The sequence below is a fragment of the Frankia sp. RB5 genome (assembly GCF_059816245.1).
On the sequence record NZ_JCBATA010000018.1, the window covers coordinates 106,945 to 124,812 of the forward strand.

Annotated in this window: 14 protein-coding genes; 5 read left to right on the top strand and 9 right to left on the bottom strand. The window is 73.8% G+C overall.

Annotated features, from left to right (window positions below):
• The first annotated feature begins 51 nt into the window (after positions 1–51).
• Positions 52–765, top strand: coding sequence for a hypothetical protein (locus tag AC6EXY_RS12065; protein ID WP_499818805.1), 714 nt, complete (start codon positions 52–54; stop codon positions 763–765).
• Positions 762–1,643, top strand: a complete 882-nt coding sequence (locus AC6EXY_RS12070) for a PKD domain-containing protein (protein WP_101832498.1) — start codon at positions 762–764, stop codon at positions 1,641–1,643. The genes AC6EXY_RS12065 and AC6EXY_RS12070 overlap by 4 nt, the downstream gene beginning before the upstream one ends.
• 106 nt (positions 1,644–1,749) lie before the next feature.
• Here the strand turns inward: AC6EXY_RS12070 and AC6EXY_RS12075 are convergent, their stop codons facing one another.
• Both AC6EXY_RS12075 and pyrG read right to left on the bottom strand, forming a co-directional pair.
• A complete protein-coding gene (locus AC6EXY_RS12075) occupies positions 1,750–2,373 on the bottom strand; it encodes an NUDIX domain-containing protein (RefSeq protein ID WP_499818806.1) in 624 nt (207 codons plus the stop codon).
• Positions 2,370–4,241 (bottom strand): CTP synthase, encoded by a 1,872-nt coding sequence (gene pyrG, locus AC6EXY_RS12080; RefSeq protein WP_101832496.1) that lies wholly within the window; start codon positions 4,239–4,241, stop codon positions 2,370–2,372. The genes AC6EXY_RS12075 and pyrG overlap by 4 nt, the downstream gene beginning before the upstream one ends.
• A 900-nt stretch (positions 4,242–5,141) precedes the next feature.
• Between pyrG and helR the strand changes: the two genes are divergently transcribed.
• Positions 5,142–7,343: an RNA polymerase recycling motor ATPase HelR gene (gene helR, locus AC6EXY_RS12085; RefSeq protein WP_101832495.1), complete on the top strand. Its 2,202-nt coding sequence runs from the start codon at positions 5,142–5,144 to the stop codon at positions 7,341–7,343.
• Between the two features lie 422 nt (positions 7,344–7,765).
• Here helR and recN read toward each other — a convergent pair whose 3' ends face one another.
• The 4 genes from recN to AC6EXY_RS12105 all read right to left on the bottom strand — a co-directional run bounded on the left by recN (position 7,766) and on the right by AC6EXY_RS12105 (position 11,662).
• Complete coding sequence (gene recN / locus AC6EXY_RS12090) at positions 7,766–9,520, bottom strand: DNA repair protein RecN (RefSeq protein WP_101832494.1); 1,755 nt, start codon at positions 9,518–9,520, stop codon at positions 7,766–7,768.
• A 72-nt stretch (positions 9,521–9,592) separates the two neighbouring features.
• Entirely contained in the window at positions 9,593–10,480 is an 888-nt protein-coding gene (locus AC6EXY_RS12095; protein ID WP_101832493.1) for an NAD kinase, read from the bottom strand.
• 5 nt (positions 10,481–10,485) lie between these two features.
• On the bottom strand, positions 10,486–11,427 hold the full coding sequence (locus tag AC6EXY_RS12100) for a TlyA family RNA methyltransferase (protein WP_101832519.1): 942 nt from the start codon (positions 11,425–11,427) through the stop codon (positions 10,486–10,488).
• Positions 11,428–11,440: 13 nt separating this feature from the next.
• Complete coding sequence (locus AC6EXY_RS12105) at positions 11,441–11,662, bottom strand: hypothetical protein (protein ID WP_101832492.1); 222 nt, start codon at positions 11,660–11,662, stop codon at positions 11,441–11,443.
• 250 nt (positions 11,663–11,912) lie between these two features.
• Here AC6EXY_RS12105 and AC6EXY_RS12110 point away from each other — a divergent pair, with 250 nt between their 5' ends.
• Positions 11,913–12,251 carry an SCP2 sterol-binding domain-containing protein gene (locus tag AC6EXY_RS12110; RefSeq protein WP_101832491.1) on the top strand — a complete coding sequence of 113 codons (339 nt, stop codon included), beginning with the start codon at positions 11,913–11,915 and terminating at the stop codon, positions 12,249–12,251.
• 17 nt (positions 12,252–12,268) lie between these two features.
• On the opposite strand, the gene AC6EXY_RS12115 is transcribed toward AC6EXY_RS12110, so the two are convergent.
• Together AC6EXY_RS12115 and AC6EXY_RS12120 are read right to left on the bottom strand one after the other, a co-directional pair.
• Positions 12,269–13,414: an HAD-IIA family hydrolase gene (locus AC6EXY_RS12115; protein WP_101832490.1), complete on the bottom strand. Its 1,146-nt coding sequence runs from the start codon at positions 13,412–13,414 to the stop codon at positions 12,269–12,271.
• Positions 13,411–13,860, bottom strand: coding sequence for a tetratricopeptide repeat protein (locus AC6EXY_RS12120; RefSeq protein ID WP_101832518.1), 450 nt, complete (start codon positions 13,858–13,860; stop codon positions 13,411–13,413). The genes AC6EXY_RS12115 and AC6EXY_RS12120 overlap by 4 nt, the downstream gene beginning before the upstream one ends.
• A gap of 391 nt (positions 13,861–14,251) precedes the next feature.
• On the opposite strand from AC6EXY_RS12120, the gene AC6EXY_RS12125 reads away from it, so the two are divergent.
• Positions 14,252–15,616, top strand: coding sequence for a DUF1015 family protein (locus AC6EXY_RS12125; protein WP_101832517.1), 1,365 nt, complete (start codon positions 14,252–14,254; stop codon positions 15,614–15,616).
• On the opposite strand, the gene AC6EXY_RS12130 is transcribed toward AC6EXY_RS12125, so the two are convergent.
• Positions 15,613–16,353 (bottom strand): hypothetical protein, encoded by a 741-nt coding sequence (locus tag AC6EXY_RS12130; protein ID WP_243407643.1) that lies wholly within the window; start codon positions 16,351–16,353, stop codon positions 15,613–15,615. The two genes, AC6EXY_RS12125 and AC6EXY_RS12130, sit on opposite strands and share 4 nt — an antisense overlap.
• Between the last annotated feature and the right edge of the window lie 1,515 nt (positions 16,354–17,868).

Genomic DNA, 17,868 nt, shown 5'->3' on the forward strand with positions numbered 1-17,868 from the left:
TCGGTGGCTCCCTATCCACATGCCGCGTTTTCATGGCTATTCTGGCGACCTGTGCGGACGGACACCGGGCGGACGGACACCGGGCGGACGGACACCGGGCGGACGGACACCGGGCGGACGGACACCGGATCGTCACGCCTCCCCGCACGGCCCGCGGGCCCGCCGGGCCGCGCCCTGCTGGTCAGGCTCGCCCTGCTGGTCAGGCTCGCTCTGCTGGCTGGGCTCGCCATGCTGGCTGGGATGGGCGTGCTCGCCGGCTGCGATGATTCCGGCGGCAGCGCCGGCGGCGCCCCGCTGCCCGCTCGTCCCGGCACGTCCGGCGGCGATGCGACGGCCACCGGCGAAGCCGGCGTGCCCGGCGCGGACGACTCCCCGGCCGCCGCCCGCACGACCGTCGAGGCCTACTTCCGTGAGATCAACGACGCCACCCGAGGCGGCCGGCTCGCCGCGATCAGCGCGACGGCACTCGCCGGCTGCCAGACCTGCGCCCTGGACGTCGGCGTGAGCCGCTCCCTGCAGCAGCGCGGGCTGCACGCCGACGGTCCCGCCTACGGGCTCGCCGATGTGTCCGCGCAGCCCCGCGTCGGCCTCGTCGCCACCGTGACCTTCACCCTGCGGACAACCACGGTCGGCCTGCTCGACGCCGCCGGGCGCCACGTCGGCGACGCCCCGGGCGTGCCCACCCGGGCCGCCACGGCCGAGCTCGCCCTCACCCAGCGGGGCTGGCGGGTCCAGACCCTGCGCTACGCCCCGGCGCCGGCATGAGCGCGTCCGCACGGCGGCTCGGCTCCGTCCTCACCGCCGCGATCCTGCTCGTCGGCGTCCTCGGCCTGGCGAGCCTCGGCGGGGCGCGCCCCGCGGCGGCGGCGCCCGACGGCCGGACCGTCGTGCCGTGCGCGGGCGTGCTCTGGGGCAGCTGCGACACCCGCGCCACCGCCGACGGCTACCAGTACGAGTACCGCAACGGGATGCTGGCGCGCGTTCCCGTGGGCGCCACCGGCCGCAGCGGCGGCCGGGCGGCCTCCTGCGGGCAGAACTGCCCGGACGACCCCGCCGCCGTCTGCGACCTGTACGAGCTCGTCGGCCCCGACCCGGCGATGACCCCCGAGCAGCGTGCCCAGTTCGACCAGACGATGGCGGGATGCAACAACTACCTGCTGCCCGACGCGGCCGGCATCCCCCTCGCCCAGGTGCAGGCCGAGTTGGCCGCCTACCTGCGGGACAGGCTGCTGCCGAAGCCCTCGATCGTCATCGCGCCGTCCGGGCGCAGTATCGCCAACCTGGCCACGATCCTGTACTCGCCGACGCCGCCGTCCTACACGTTCAACGTCGACCAGCCGGTCGTGGCGACCATCAGCGCGGTGCCCCACTACCACTGGGACTTCGGTGACGGCTCCACCGGTCCGGACGCGCCGGGCCGTCCGTACGATGCGGCGATCTCCCCGCGGGACCATCCGGACGCGTACGTCACCCACGGCTACGCACGGCCGGGCCAGTTCCAGGTGACGCTCACGGTCACCTGGAACGGCACGTTCACACTGCCGGGCGTCGCGCAGGCGTTCCCGCTCGAGGCGGTGAACCTGGCCGCCGCGCAGCCCCTCGTCGTCAACGAGGCATCCGGCGTCCTCGTCCACAACGACTGACCAGCTCACCGGCTGCCCGGCTGCCCGGCCGCCCGGCTGCCCGGGTCATTGGTTGACGGAGGCCCGGCGGCCCCGGCTGTCGTGGGCCCGGCTCGTGGGCCGCGGCTCAGCCGTTGTGAGCGGGTCGGCCCGGCCAGGGGGCGTCGAGCGGGCGCAGCCCGGCGAAGTCGTCGGCACGGGCGCGGGCGGCCGCGAGCAGGCCGACGACCGCCATCGCGTTGGTGATCTCGCCGCGCAGCACCCGCGCCACGGCCTCGTCGAGGTCGAACCGGGCGACACTCATCTCGGCCTCCTCGTGCTCCGGAACGTAACGTTCGGCCGCGGGGATCTCACTCAGGTCGCGGGCGAGGAACACGCGGTAGGCCTCGTTGGTCATGCCAGGCGACGACCACACGTCGACGAGCAGGTCATACCGGCCGGCGCGCAGAGCCGCCTCCTCGGCGAGCTCGCGGGCGGCGGCGACGGACGCCGGTTCTCCGGGCACGTCGAGGAGGCCGGCGGGCAGCTCCCACAGCGGCCCGCCGACGGGATGGCGGTACTGGTGCACGAGGACGACCTGGCCGGCGTCGTCGAGCGCCACCACGCCGACCGCCCCCGGGTGCACCACGACGTCGCGCTGGGAGACGTCACCGTCCGGCATGCGGACGAGATCCCGCCGCACGGCGATGATCCGCCCCTGGTAGCCGAGCGTACTTTCGGTGACCTCGTAGCGGTGCCCCGCGGCGGTCACGGCGACACCAGGGCCGCGGTGCCGTTGGCGGTCGGCCCCGGGTGGGCCTCGTCCCTCGTTCCGCCGGCCGCGGAGCCGTTCCTGCCCCGCGCGCTCTTCGGCGCCTTGCCGCCGGCCCTGGCGCCGTCGCTCACGGCCTCATGGTCGACGGTGTGCCCGTCGCCGCCGTCCCCGCGGGTGTCGTCCGCGACCGTGCTCGCGTCGGACAGGTCGACCGGCAGCACACCGCGTCGCCGGTCGGCGTGGACGAGCGCGGCCGCGACCAGGCCGCGGAACAGCGGATGGGCCCGCGTCGGCCGGGAGCGGAACTCCGGATGCGCCTGGGTACCGACGTAGTAGGGATGCACGTCCGCCGGCAGCTCCACCACCTCGACGAGGCGGCCGTCCGGCGAGGTGCCGGAGAACACCAGGCCGGCGGCGGCGAGCCGGTCGCGGTAGTCGTTGTTGACCTCGTACCGATGCCGGTGGCGCTCGGCGACCTCCGGCGCGTTGTACTCGCGCCGGGCGACCGTGCCCGGGCCGAGCGCGCAGGTGTAGAGGCCGAGGCGCATCGTCCCGCCCATGTCCCGGGTGCCGGCGACGACCTCGTGCTGATCGGCCATCGTGGAGATCACCGGATGGGGGGTGTCGGGCTCGAACTCGGTGGAGTTCGCGCCGGCGAGTCCGGCGAGGTCCCGCGCCGCCTCGATGACCATGCACTGCAGGCCGAGGCAGATCCCGAGCGTCGGGATCCGGCTCTCGCGGGCGTGGCGCAGCGCCGACAGCTTGCCCTCGATGCCCCGCACCCCGAACCCGCCTGGGACGATGATCCCGTCGACGCCGTCGAGCAGCGCCGCGGCCCGCTCCGGCGAGGCGCACTCGTCGGAGGTGATCCAGCGCAGCTCGACCCGGGTGTCCGTGGCGAACGCGCCGGCCCGCAGCGCCTCGGTGACCGACAGGTACGCGTCGGGCAGGTCGACGTACTTGCCGACGATGCCGATGGTCGCCGTGTTCGCCGGCTGGTGAACCCGGCGCAGCAGCGTGTCCCACTCCGTCCAGTCGACGTCGCGGAACGACAGCCCGAGCCGGCGCACCACGTAGGCGTCGAGCCCCTCCCGGTGCAGCACCCGGGGGATGTCGTAGATCGAACTCGCGTCGGGCGCGCCGACGACGGCCTCGTCGTCGACGTCACACATCATCGCGATCTTCTTCTTCAGCGAGTCCGGCAGCGGCCGGTCGGAGCGGCAGACCACCGCGTCGGGCTGCAGGCCGATGCTGCGCAGCGCGGCGACGGAGTGCTGCGTCGGCTTGGTCTTCAGCTCGCCGGACGGCGCCAGATACGGCACCAGGCTGACGTGCACGGTCAGCGCGTTGTCCCTGCCGACCTCGTGGCGGACCTGGCGGATCGCCTCCAGGTAGGGCAGCGACTCGATGTCACCGACCGTGCCACCGACCTCGGTGATGACGACGTCGACGTGGTCGCCCGCGAGCCGGCGGATCCGATCCTTGATCTCGTCGGTGATGTGCGGGACGACCTGGACCGTCTGGCCGAGGTAGTCGCCGCGGCGCTCGCGGGCGATGACCGCCGAGTACACCTGGCCGGTCGTCACGTTCGCGCTCGCGTCGAGGTTGACGTCGAGGAACCGCTCGTAGTGACCGATGTCCAGGTCGGTCTCGGCCCCGTCGTCGGTGACGAACACCTCACCGTGCTGGAACGGGTTCATCGTGCCCGGGTCGACATTGAGGTACGGGTCGAGCTTCTGCATCGTGACACGCAGACCACGCGCCTTGAGCAGTCGACCGAGGCTGGAGGCGGTCAGTCCCTTGCCGAGACTCGACGCAACCCCGCCGGTGACGAAGATGTGCTTGGTGACATGCACCTGGCCCACGCGAAACTCCCGTGGTCACGCCGCCGGTCCGGACCCGACGCCTCCACGGGTCTTCACGGTAACAGCTTCCGAGTGGTCCGTTGCCGTCCGATCGTCGGTTCGCCGACTCCCCGAGGCCAGCCCGGGAGTCTGGACACCATGCGGACGGCCACGCGCAACGGACCGGACGACCACCTGTCGATCAGCACCGGCACCACCGCCGCCGGGCCACGACACCGTTCGGGCCGCGCCGGGTGACCGCTCGCCCTTCCCATCATCGCGACAAATGTCCGGATACATCGAGCCTACCCACCGGCGCCCAGAATACGAAAGCATCACGTTCTCCTGTCGGAGCTTCGGCGCGGCCGACGGCATTCGCACCGCGCATCATCGACCGCCCTGCCACGCACTTCCTGACTCGAATACATGTTCGATAGTAGCGCGCCGAATCGCCGCTGACAATGACGCCCACTGGCGGCGCTCCGCCGGAGCCGACGAACACGACCTCAAACATTCGCGAGCGTCACCACATGGCGGTGAGACACGACCACACCCGCGACGAGAAGGATGGGAGTCGGCGTCGACCGGCGTCGCCGTCAGGGCTTCCACCCAGGCACGGCTGGACCTTCCGACAGCATCGCCACATGATCACGAAGCCGATCGCGACAGACGACATCAACAGGAAGCGCCGGAGAAAAGATCACAGGAGCGGTGGGATCCCGGGGCAGGCCAAATCTGGCTCCCCGCCGCTTCTAATTTATAGCGCACCCTGGGGCTTGCGGCAAGACCCGGGGCATGCCGCAGAATCGCCAACCAGAGTCGTCGCCAGCGGAACAGGAGTCACCACGTGCACGTGTCGCCGTCGACATATGGGTCCCGCGCGGGCCTCGCACCGCGCCGCGGGCGCACCAGGATGTGCGTGTGAACCATCTCACCACCAGCGCGTTCCGCCTTCCCGCCCAGCTGGCCGCCAAGGCCGACCCGGGGCTGATCGCCGACGACGAGCGGTATTTCGCCGCCCTCGCGAGGACCCTGGCGCAGTCGATCGCCGACCTGTCCGACCGTCTCGACGTGGTGCGCCGGGCACCCGGCGGCGCCGGCCAGCAGGCGTTGGAACGCGATCTCGAGATCCATCGGCTGACCGCCCGCCTGCGCGCCCTGCGCCGGTTCGGCCTGGACCTGTGCCTGGGACGCATCGTCCACTCCGAGCGCCCCGAGCCGGTGTACATCGGACGGCTCGGTCTCACCGACAGCGACGGCCACCGACTGCTGCTCGACTGGCGGGCGCCGGCCGCGGAGCCGTTCTTCGGCGCCACGCACGCCCGGCCGATGGGCCTGGCCAGCCGCCGCCGCTACCGCTGGACCCGCGGACGGATCAGCGACTACTGGGACGAGGTGTTCACCCCGGACGGATTCGACGGACACGCCGCGCTCGACGACCAGTCCGCGTTCATCGCGAGCCTCGGCTCCAGCCGGTCGTCCCGGATGCGCGACGTACTCGGGACCATCCAGGCCGACCAGGACGCCATCATCCGCGCGGGCTCCGACGGCGCGCTCGTCGTCGACGGCGGCCCGGGCACCGGCAAGACGGTCGTCGCGCTGCACCGCGCGGCGTATCTGCTGCACGCCGACCCCCGTCTCGGCCCCCGTCGGGGCGGCGTGCTGGTCGTCGGCCCGCATCAGCCGTACCTGGCCTACGTCGCGGACGTCCTGCCGAGTCTCGGCGAGGAGAGCGTGCGGACCTGTACCCTGCGCGACCTCGTCGCCGAAGGGGCGACGGCGGTGCCGGAGCCCGACGCGGAGGTGGCCCGCCTGAAGTCGTCCGCGGACCTGGTGCGCGCGATCGAGGCGGCCGTACTGTTCTACGAGGAGCCGCCGGGCGAAGGTATGACGGTCACCACTGACTGGTCCGATCTTCGGCTCAGCGTCGACGACTGGGCCGAGGCGTTCGGCGCACCGGATCCCGGCACCCCCCACAACGAGGCACGTGGCCAGATCCTCGACGAACTGATCATGATCCTCGCGGACAGGCTCGGTGATGCGACCGAGGCCGACGGCGTCCCGGCGGACGAGGTCCACCGGTCCCTGCGGCGCAACCGGCAGCTGATCACGGCCCTGAACAGGGCCTGGCCGATGATCGAGGCGGCGGATCTCGTCGCCGACCTGTGGTCGGTTCCCGCCTATCTACGCAGGTGCGCGCCCTGGCTGAGCCCCGAGGAGGCGCGCGTGTTGCGCCGCCCGCACACGCACGCCTGGACGGAGGCCGACCTGCCGCTGCTGGACGCGGCCCGCCAGCGCCTGGGTGACCCGCGGGCCGCCCGGCGCAGGCGCCGGCGCGACGCCGCGCTCGCCGCCGAACGCGACCACATGACCAGAGTCGTCGACAACCTGCTCGCGGCCGACGACGACGGCGAGGGGGCGATCACGATGCTGCACGGACGGGATCTGCGCGACGCCCTGGTCGACGAGGCCGCGTCGCCGGGCACCGACGCGGATCTGCTCGCCGGCCCGTTCGCGCACATCGTCGTCGACGAGGCCCAGGAGCTGACCGACGCGCAGTGGCAGATGCTGCTCCTTCGCTGCCCGTCGCGGAGCTTCACGATCGTCGGGGATCGTGCCCAGGCCAGGCGCGGCTTCCCGGAGTCGTGGCGGGAGCGACTCGAGCGGATCGGACTCGACCGGGTGACCCTCGCCGCCCTGACCATCAACTACCGGACGCCCCGCGAGGTCATGGAGCAGGCCGAGCCGGTCATCCGGGCGGCCCTCCCGGACGCCAACGTGCCGACCTCCATCCGCGGCACCGGCGTCCCCGTCGCGTACGGGTCGGTATCGGAGCTGGCGCCGACCCTCGACACATGGCTGGCCGACCACCCGGAGGGAACCGTCTGCGTGATCGGCGACTCCGCGTTCCAGGCCACGTTCCCGCAGCGGCCTCGCGTCCGGTGTCTGACCCCGGACCTGTCGAAGGGGCTCGAGTTCGACCTGGTCGTCCTCGTCGATCCCGAGTCCTTCGGTCCCGGCGTCGCGGGTGTGGTCGACCGCTACGTCGCGATGACCCGCGCGACCCAGCACCTCGTCATCCTCCGCTCGGAAACCACCGTCCCGCAGGCCCGGACATCGTGACCGGCCCTGGCCCAGGCCCGGGCGGCGGTCGCGGCCACGGCCACGGCCACGGCCGAGGAGTCTCTCGATGGGGCGGCGACGCTGCTCGCGGGCGCCGGGGCCCTGCTGGTGTGTGCCGGGGCCGGGATGGGCACGGACTCGGGACTGCCGCCGAGGTCCACGGCTCCATCCACCACCTGCAGTGCGCCGGTCCACTCGACGCCCGGCTGAACCCATCGCCCACGCCACCCTGACCACACGACGATCACCAGCCCTGACACCCATGACCACGGTTATCCACAGGATGGGAACACGCGTTCGACAACAGCGGGCGACCCGCCTAACGTCGCGGTATGAAGATCAGCCCGGTGATCCTGCTGGCGACCCGCTTCTGGCTGGTGATCCGCCCGCTGGCCGGCGTCCTGGCCGCCAGCCGCACGCGGCTACGGACGGGACTTGTCGGCCGCGGCCGCGGCCAGCAGCTCCTCGGCGTGACCGCGGGCGAGTGTGCTGTCCTCCTGCCCCGCGAGCATGCGGGACAGCTCGCGGACCCGACCGGCATCGTCGAGTGTGATCACGCCGCTGCGGGTCACCGAGCCGTCGTCAGCCTTGTGCACGACGAGGTGGCGGTCGGCGAACGCGGCGACCTGCGGCAGGTGGGTGATGCAGATGACCTGGTGGGTCCGGGCGAGCCGGGCCAGGCGGCGGCCGATCTCGACGGCGGCGCGACCGCCGACGCCGGCGTCGACCTCGTCGAAGACCATGGTCGAGCCGGTGTCGGCGGCGGCGAGGACCACCTCGATCGCGAGCATCACCCGCGACAGCTCACCGCCGGAGGCACCTTTCTGCACGGGCCTCGCCGGAGCACCGGGATGGGGAATGAGCCGCAGCTCCACCTCGTCGACGCCGGACGGGCCGAAGGCGAGGACCCGCTCGCCGACAGGCAGCCCGGCCGGGTCGTCCCGCTGGGTGACGGCGGCCTGCACGCGGGCGCGGGGCATCGCGAGGCCGGCAAGCTCCGCGGCGACCGCGGCGCCGAAGCGCTCCGCCGCCGCGGTGCGGGCGGCGCTGACCGCGGCGGCGAGCCGGGCGAGCTCGACCGTCAGCTCGTCGCGGCGCGCGGTGAGCGTCTCGGCGCTGTCGCCGGCGCCGTCGATCTCGAGCAGGCGGCGGCCGGCCTGGTCGGCCCAGGCCAGCACGCCGTCGATGTCGGTGCCGTGCGCGCGGGTGAGCGCCGTCAGCGCGGCCTTGCGCTCCTGCGCGTCGGCGAGGCGGACAGGGTCGGCGTCGATACCCTCGGCGTAGGAGGCGAGGTCGGCCGCGACATCGGTCAGGAGCATCCCGACCTCGGTGAGTCGGGCACCGAGCGCGGCGAGTTCGGCGTCGAGATCGGAGTCGCCGGCGATCACCCGACGCGCGGCGGAGACGAGATCGCCGGCGCCGGGGTCGTCGGACCCGGACGCCGGGTCGCTCATCAGCGCCGCGTGCGCCGTGCGCGCGGCGCGGACCAGGGTCTCGGCATGTTCCAGCCGGGACAGCTCGGCATCGAGAGCGACGTCCTCACCCGCGGAGGGCTCCACCCGCTCCACCTCGGCGAGGCCGAGGCGCAGCAGCTCGGCCTCCTGCTCGCGCTCTCGCGAACGCTCGGTGATCTCCGCGAGTGCCCGGCTGACCCGGTGCAGGTCGGCGTGGACGACGCCGTAACGGGCCAGCGGCTCGGCGACCGCGTCGCCGGCGAAGCGGTCCAGCGCCATCCGTTGGGTGGACGGGCGCAGCAGCCGCTGCGCCTCGGACTGGCCGTGCACCGCGATGAGCTCCTCGGCGATCTCCCCAAGCACGCTCGCCGGTACCGAACGGCCCGCCACCTGCGCGCGGGAACGTCCCTCGGATGTCAGTGTCCGGCCCACGACCAGCACGGCGCCGCCAGGGTCGTCGTCGAGGTCACCGCCGACGTCGCGGACCCGGGCGGCGACCGCGGAGTCGGCCGGGATGACCAGCCGCCCCTCGACGAACGCCCGCTCGACGCCTGGCCGGACAAGGCCGTAGTCGGCCCGGCCCCCCGTGAGCAGGCCGAGCCCCTGCACGATCATGGTCTTGCCGGCGCCGGTCTCGCCGCTGACCACGGTGAGGCCGGCCGCGAGGTCGAGGGCAGCGTCGTCGATGACCCCGAGGCCGCGGATGCGAATCTCCTCGAGCACGCCCCGAACTCTAGCCGCACCACACCATTCCCCGACATCGTCCGACCCGACAACCCGCGGCACCGCCATGGCTCAGCGCCCGTTGCGTCCCCGCCATCCCGCGACCGGCAGGCCGAACTTGGCGACGAGCCGGTCGGTGAACGGCAGCGGGCGCACCACCGCGAGCCGGACCGGGCGGGCGCCCCGAGCCGCTTCCACCCGCGACTCGGGCGGCACCTCGGCGAGCCGCCGGCCATCGCAGTACAGGATCCCCGGCACGGGCTCCACGACCTCCACGGCGACGGTCGAGCTCGGGGCGAGCACCAGTGGCCGGGCGAACAGGGCGTGCGCGCTGATGGGCGCGACGAGCAGGGCCTCCACCCCCGGCCACATCACCGGCCCGCCAGCGGAGAACGCGTAGGCCGTCGACCCCGTGGGCGTCGAGCAGATCACGCCGTCGCACCCCCACCGGGACAGCGGTCGGCCATCGATCTCCAGGACACACTCGAGCATCCGGGCCCGCTCGGCCTTCTCCAGCGACATCTCGTTGAGTGCCCACCCGGTGTAGGTGATCTCACCGCGGCGGCGGACCGTCACGTCCACGGTCATCCGATCCTCCACCGTGTAGTCCTTGCGGACAACGTGGTCGATGGTGGATTCCAGCGCGTCCGGCTCGGCCTCGGCCAGAAATCCGACATGCCCGAGGTTGACGCCGAGCAGCGGGACGTCGGCGGTGCGCGCGAACTCGGCGCCCCGCAGCAGGCTGCCGTCCCCGCCGAGGACCATCACCAGCTCCACCCCGACCGCCGCGTCGTCATCGTTCGTGACGACGGTGGCGCCGGTGAGCTCAAGCATGTCGGCCTCGTCGCGCAGCACCCGCGGTGCGATTCCCGCGGCGGCCAGACCCTCGAGCACGCGCCGCGCGCTCTCGCGCACCACCGATCGGCGCGGATGGGTGACGACAAGGATCTCCCGTGTCATGCCCGTCACCTCGACCGGCCGGCACGATGCCCGGGGGCGGCCGCGGCGCCCGCGCCGTCCCTCGAACCCGCCGGGCCGTCCTCGATCGCCCGGGCGAGCGCGGCCTCGTCGAGGGGCGGCGCGCCCGCGGCGAGCCACAGCAGGTACTCGACGTTTCCTGCCGGACCCGGCAGCGGACTCGCCGTCACCCCCCGCGTGCCAAGGCCCAGCACGGCCGCCGAAGCGGCGACGTCGCGCACGGTCTGCGCGTGCAGGGCCGGGTCACGGACGACACCGCCGGCGCCCAGCCGCTCCCGGCCGACCTCGAACTGCGGCTTGACCAGCAGCACGAAATCGGCGTCCGGCGCCGCGCAGGCACGCAGCGCCGGCAGCACCAGCGCCAGCGAGATGAACGACAGGTCGCCGACGACCAGCTCGGCGGGATCGCCGACCTCCTCCGGGGTCAGTGCGCGGGCGTTGACCCGGTCCAGTACCCGCACCCGCGGATCCGACCGCAACCGCCACAGCAACTGGCCATATCCGACATCGACCGCGACGACGGACGCGGCGCCATGGCGCAGCAACACGTCCGTGAATCCGCCGGTGGAGGCGCCGACGTCGAGACAGCGCCGCCCGGCCACGGAAAGCCTCACCTGCCCGCGTTCCTCCGGCTCGGCGGTCGGCTCGGCGGTGTCGCCGTCGGGTTCCGTGGCCCCCGGCAACGGGGGAACGCCGAACGCCGCGAAGGCGCCGAGGAGCTTGTGCGCGCCGCGGGATGCCCAGCCGGGGTCGTCCCCGGCGGCCAGGGCAATCGAGGTCGAACCGTCGACGACCGTCGCCGCCTTCGTCGCCGGTATACCGCCGACCAGCACCCGTCCGGCGCTGATCGCGTCGACGGCCTGTTCTCGGGAGCGCGCCAGACCGCGCCGGACCAGCTCGCTGTCCAGACGTACGCGCCGGGACGCCATCTTCCCGCCCGGCTCAGCGGGTCGGGCGGGCCGCGCCGGGCCCGGGCCGCGGCCCGCCAGCACCAGCGGCCGGCACGGCGGTGGAGCCGGAGCCGTCCAGGTCGGCGAGGGCGTCGGCCAGTCGACGGTTCATCTCCTCGAAGACCTCCACGTGCGCGGACGTCGGCAGGACATCGAGGGCGTCCAGCCGGGTCAGGGCGTCCCGGATCTCGGCGGGCAGGTTGTCGGTGCTCACTCTGTCAGCCTCCCGTACTTTCCGTCGATGATGCGACGGTCCGGCGTGACGCGCCCCGTGCGACGTATCTCATGGACCGCCCGCGCCCGCGGCGCCCTGGACATGACCGGACCGGACCTCGTCGCTGCGCGGTGCGGGTACGGGGAGGCACCATGGGAGAGCCCACCTCGCGGGAACGTCCACAACCGACCGAAACGAACGAGAATTACTGAAACGATCCGAAATGACCGGAAGGAGGCCAGATCCGCCGATGGCCGACAGGTCGCAGTGCCTGGCCGCACTCCAGGCCATCGCCACCAGGCTGGACGTGCTCGCCGCGCAGGGGCGCCCGCCGCGCGCCCCGGACCGGCGCATCGTCTGCCGCGTCCCCGATCTCGGAACCGCCTTCCACGGCGAGCTGCGCGACGGCTGCCTGCGCGACCTCGGCGAGGGCCCCCGCGACGACGCGCAGATCGTGCTGACCGTCGCCAGCGACGACCTCGTCGCCCTCACCGAGGGCCGACTGTCGGTGCTCACCGCCTGGCGCAGCGGTCGACTCGTGGTCGACGCGAGCGTCCGTGACCTGCTGCGCGTGCGTTCCCTGCTCTGAGGCCGCGCACCGCAACGTCAGCGACGGCTGGCCGGAGCTGCCAGGTCGGAGCAGCACGCGGGGCGCTGCGCGGCGATCGTGTGCACGGCGGCGCCGTCGTCGGCGGCGGCCCAGGCCGCGGTGCAGGCAGCGCGAGCGGCGTCGAGGTCAAGGTCGTCCGCCGGCGGTTCTGGCCCGGCCTGCGTGCCCCCGGCCGGGGTGACGGGCGACCAGCTCAGCACGCCGTCCTCGACCCGGGCGAGCCAGGGCCCACAGCACGCGGCATGCGGGCCGGCCGCTGGAACGCGGCCCGCGGCCGGCGCGGGACGCAGCAGGCCACGCAGGTCGGCTGCCAGGTAGGTCGGCCGGTGCGGGGGCGACGCGGCGAGCAGGTCCGAAAGGGTGGTGACACCGGTGAGGACGAGCAGGGTCGGAGTGCCCGAGCGCGTGCCGGCCTCGATGTCGGTGTCGAGCCGGTCGCCGACGATGATCGGCTGGCGGGCGCCGCTGCGGCGCATCGACTCCTGGTGCATCGCCACCTCAGGCTTGCCGGTGACAAGAGGATCACGATCGGTGGCGGATCGCAGCAGCGCCGCGATCGACCCGTTCCCCGGCGCGATGCCCCGCTCGGACGGCACGGTGCGGTCGGCGTTGCTCAGCACCCACCAGGCGCCGGCCCGGATCGCGTAGGCCGCCTCGGCGATCCGAGCGTACGTCAGCTCCGGATCGAAGCCCTGGACGACCGCGGCCGGCTCGTCGTCGGCGCTGTCGACCGGCGTCAGCCCCTCCTCGACGACCGCCTGGCGCAGCCCGCGTCCGCCCAGGACCAGAACCCGCGCGCCGGCCGGCAGACGCGCGGCAAGCACGTGCGCCGCGGCCTGTGCCGAGGTGACAACGTCCTCGGCCGTCGCCGGCACCCCGAAGCCGGTCAGCCGCGCGGCGACCTCGGCCGGCGGGCGCAGGGCGTTGTTCGTCACGTAGATCGTGCGCAGACCGCGCCGGCCGGCCGCGGCGATGGCGTCCGCGGCGTGCGGCACAGCCGAACCCCCGCGGTTGACGACCCCGTCAAGATCCATCAGGGCGACGTCGAACAACGCGGCGAGCGGGCCGTCGGTGCCGCGCAGGGGTTCGGCGCCGGCGGCGGCGCGTGGGCGCGCCACCAGGCCGGCGTCAGGCAGGTTCATGCTCGGGCCAGCGCCGCACGGGCACCGCGCAGGGCGACACCGTAATGGCGGATGTCCGGACGCATCGCGACCGCCAGGGCGAGATGCTCGACCGCCGCGCGCAGATCGCCGATCTTGCGCGCGGACAGGCCGAGCCCGAACTGCGCGTAGTCATCGGTGGGATGGCGGTCGACGATCCAGGCGAACGTCTCCCGGGCAGCCAGGTACTGGCCGGCGGTGAACTGGGCCCGTCCCAGCGCCTCCCGCACGCTTGGCGACGCGGGCTCGGCCGCGACCGCGTGCGCGAGCAGCTGCACGGCGGCGTTGGCGTTCCCATGGCCGAGCAGAGCCATGCCACGCGTGTACCAGTCGTAGACCTCGCCGGCGGGACCCGTCCGCGCGGGCTCAGGCTGAACCGTGTGGCCCCCGTCCGGAGTCTCCGCCGGGCGGCCGGTCTCGTCAGCCATCTTCACCTCCAGGACATGGCCGAACACCTGTCGCCAACAACGCCGCCGGTGACATCAGTCCCGGTGCCGCGCTCCGCCTCGGCCCGGCGGGCCGTATCGCTCTGGGTAACCGCTCCTCTCACCGGGGGACCACCGGACCGCCTGTACCAGTGTCGCCGCAACGGCCTGTCGGAGGCTCCCTTATCGGATAATGATCACTTTCGGCGCGGCGCGGCGCGCCACCGCCGGTCCCAGGCACGCCCATACGGTGCGTGAGCAGTCCGCCCGCAGCTGCCTGGACGGCGGCGACGCGGCGCGCCGGGACCACCATGGGGCCGAGACGGCGTGCCCGGTGGGCCGGTCATCGCGTCGGGTCGGCCGGGCGAGCGCGATCCGGTCCTACGATGCGCGCATGGAGAACGCCGACACGCCCGTCCCGGTACCGGCCGGCCTTGTCCTGGCCCCCGTGCGGGCGGCCCGCTTCCCGGTGTCCGGGGCGGCGCTCGCCGCACGGACCTCCCCGCCCTACGACGTCATCGACGACGCCGAACGGGCCAGCCTGTGGCAGCGCGACGAACACAACGTGGTGCGGCTGATCCTGCCCGGCGACGACTACGACAGTGCCGATCGCCTCCTGCGGGAATGGCTCGACACCGGTGTGCTGCTCCGCGACGAGACGGCGTCGCTCCACGTCTGCGAGGAGGAGCAGGACGGCCATGTGCAGCGCGGCCTGATCGGCGCCGTCGCACTCGCCGACCCCGAGGCGGGCATCATCCTGCCGCACGAGAACACCATGACCGGGCCGGTCACGGACCGGTTGGCGCTGACCCGGGCGACCCGGGCGAACCTCGAGCCGATCTTCCTGCTCTATGCCGGCGGCGGCGAGACGAGCCGGGTCGTCGCCGAGCTCGTCACGACACCGGCACGGGTGGAGACGACCACCGACGACGGGGTCACCCATCGGCTGTGGACGATCGACGATCCCGCGGTCCTCGCGACCGTCGCCGCCGACCTGCTGCCCCGGCACGCCGTCATCGCCGACGGCCATCATCGTTACGCCACCTACCGGCAGTACCAGGCGGAGCGGCACGCCGCGGGCGACGGCCCGGGCCCCTGGGACTTCGGGCTCGCGTTCCTCGTCGACGCCACCGTCTCCGGCCCGCGCGTGCACGCGATACATCGAGCGGTGGCGGGCCTGCGCCTTGACGACGCCGTACGCCGGGCCGCCGCCGCCTTCAGCGTCCGCCACCTCGCAGGTCCCGACACGGCGAGGGTCGAGGCGTCCGGCGCCGGCGCGCCGGTCAGAACCCCGGGTATCGGGATCGCCACCGGCATCGGTCGGGCCTCGAGCGCGGCCGTCGACCCGCGGCGGCTGCTCGAGATGCTCGCCGACGCGGGAAGGGACGGGCACGCGTTCGCCGTCACCGACGGGGTCTCCGCCTACCTGCTCAGCGAGCCGTCACCGGAGCTGCTCGCCCGCAGCCTGCCAGCGCAGCGCTCGGCGGCCTTCCGCCGCCTCGACGTCACCGTCGCCCACCTGGCTTTGATCGTCGACGTCTGGGGCCTGGCCGACACCGTGGAGGTCGTCGGCTACCACCACGACGCCGCGGCCGCGATCGCCGCCGCGGCGGCGGGCGGCGGCACGGCCCTGCTGCTCAACCCGACACCGGTCACGGACGTCACCGCGGTCGCCGAGGCCGGAGAACGCATGCCTCGCAAATCGACCCTGTTCACGCCCAAACCCCGTACGGGACTCCTGCTGCGCCCGCTGGACTAGCTGGTCGGACCCGTCTCGGTGTCCTCGTCGTCCTCCGCCGGCATGGGCTCGCCGGTGGTGATGAGGTAGGCGCGGGCCGCGGCGTCGGTCTCGCCCTCGTCGATCGCCGCGGTGGAGGTGAACCAGTGCGCCGCCTGCTCGGGACGCCCCGCGGCGAGCAGCGCCTCGGCGTAGGCGTACCAGAGTCTCGCCGTCCATGGCTCCGGCGATCCCTTCGCGGTGGCGAGATCACGCAGCAGGACGACGGCCGCCTCGGGCTGATTGAGATCCCGCCGCGCGCCGGAGACGACGATCAGCAGCTCGGCGCGGGTCTCCGGATCGAGTTCCTCGATCTGTGGATCACGCAGGTAGGCGACGGCACGCTCGGGCCGGCCGAGCCCGCGCTCGCTGTCGGCCATCAGCGGCAGGTTGTGCGCGGAGCCGTCCATGCGCCGCGCGGCGCGCAGCTCGACCAGAGCGGTGCTGTACTCGGCCGCGTGATAGGCGGCGATGCCGACGGCCTCCCGCACCGCGGGCAGGCGCGGCACCCGGTCGGCCGCGGCCCGTGCGTGCGCGAGAGCGGCCGCGGGGTCGTCGTCGAGCAGCAGCGCGGTGGCGACGAGATGGCGCGCGATCGTGTCCGCCATCGAGGATGGCAGGCCTCGCAGCGACCGTCGTACGTCGTGGTCAAGCAGGTCGGCACGTGCCTCGTCGGGAAGCGGCGGTGTCTGCACCCGCGGCCGCCGGCTGCCACCCACGGCCCGCTCCGGGCGGTCCGTGCGCTCCGGACGCCCTGCCCGGGCGCCGGGGCCGGCCGGGCGGTCGCCCCGCTGCGGGCGGCCAGGTCGATCCGGCCGCTTCCCATGGTCGGGGCGCCCGCGATCTCCGGATCCCGTTGACGCTCCCGGACGCCCCTGTGCTCGCGGCGCGACGCCACGATCGGTCGGGGCGCGATCACGATCGACCCGGCCCGGTCCGGCCTGCGGTTCCCGCGAGGTCCGACCGTCCCGCGTCCGCCGAGCATCGGCCGGACGTGACGCCGTCGGCACGTCGCGCTCCACCGGAGTCGCGCGAGCGCTTCTCGACGCGTCGTCACGGTCAGCGCGGCGCGGCTCGCCGACGGTGGGCTCGCGCCTCGGTCCGATCCCGGGGGCTTGGCGCCTGTCGGGCTCGCCCGCCGGGCGTGGCGTGCCTGTGCGGTAGTCGGGCCGGCTGGGACGATCCGGTCGGCGAAGATCGCTGGCCGGACGCGGACGGTCCCTGCCACCCGCGAACCCGCCCCGGGCATCAGCGCCAGGCTGACGACGCGGACCGCTCTGCTGTCGATAGCCGCCCGCGGGGCCACCCCGGCCCTGCGAACTCCCGCCACGTTGCGTCCGGTCCCGGTCGCCGTGCCCAGCGCCGCCGAAGCGACCGCCCGGGTCCCGCCGGGGATGGACCTCGTCGCGCGATGTCGAACTCCGCGCCGGGCTGCTGTCTCGGCGTGGCCGCTCGGGCCGCTCGGAGCGATCACGGAAGGGACGCGGGCCGCCGCGGGCCGCGCCGCTGCCACGCGGCGCGTCCGCGCCGTCGGTGCGTCCGACCTGGCGCGCCCGCCAGGCGGCCTCGGCTGTCACCGCGCGCCCGCCGGAGTCCTCCGCGCCACGGGACGGGGAGCGCTCGGGCCGGCCGGCCACGGGCCTGGCACCGGAACGCCGAAACGAGGTCGAGCTCGCCGCGTCCGCTCCGTCGCCGCGCACCTGGCGCGGCCGACCATCGCGCTGCTGACCCCCGCGTGTGCCGGCACCAGAGGCACCCTGACCGGCGCGGAACCGGCCAGGCGCGCCGGTGGAGTCACCGGACCAGCTGCCACGGGACGACCCCGAACCGCGGGCGCCAGCACCTCGGCCCGACGCGGACCCGCCGCCTCGCCACGGACCGCGTTCGGTCTGCTGTGACCGGTCGGAGCGCTGCCGCCGGCCTCCGGCCGCTGGCCCGGATCGGCCGTCGTCGTTCGCTCTGTCTTCCCTCGCCATGAACGGCCGTTCCCCTTCGTTCCGCCTACCCCGGCGGGTCTGCTTTCTGGCCAGGGCGCGCCCGCCACTGGACGACGTCCACAGTACGGGGTGTGCCCGGCGGTGCCGGTCACCGTATCGGTGGCGGGCTCCGGACCGGGGCGGGAACGTCCCTGGAAAAACATGTGGGGCCGTCCCGACCACAGTCGAAACGGCCCCACATATGTAAGTCCGGCGGCGTCCTACTCTCCCACACGGTCCCCCATGCAGTACCATCGG

Coding starts and splice junctions, on each gene's coding strand:
- AC6EXY_RS12070 (WP_101832498.1), top strand. CDS start 762: ATGAGCGCGTCCGCACGGCGGCTCGGCTCCGTCCTCACCGCCGCGATC.
- AC6EXY_RS12095 (WP_101832493.1), bottom strand. CDS start 10,480: ATGACACGGGAGATCCTTGTCGTCACCCATCCGCGCCGATCGGTGGTG.
- AC6EXY_RS12100 (WP_101832519.1), bottom strand. CDS start 11,427: ATGGCGTCCCGGCGCGTACGTCTGGACAGCGAGCTGGTCCGGCGCGGT.
- AC6EXY_RS12110 (WP_101832491.1), top strand. CDS start 11,913: ATGGCCGACAGGTCGCAGTGCCTGGCCGCACTCCAGGCCATCGCCACC.
- AC6EXY_RS12115 (WP_101832490.1), bottom strand. CDS start 13,414: ATGAACCTGCCTGACGCCGGCCTGGTGGCGCGCCCACGCGCCGCCGCC.
- AC6EXY_RS12120 (WP_101832518.1), bottom strand. CDS start 13,860: ATGGCTGACGAGACCGGCCGCCCGGCGGAGACTCCGGACGGGGGCCAC.
- AC6EXY_RS12125 (WP_101832517.1), top strand. CDS start 14,252: ATGGAGAACGCCGACACGCCCGTCCCGGTACCGGCCGGCCTTGTCCTG.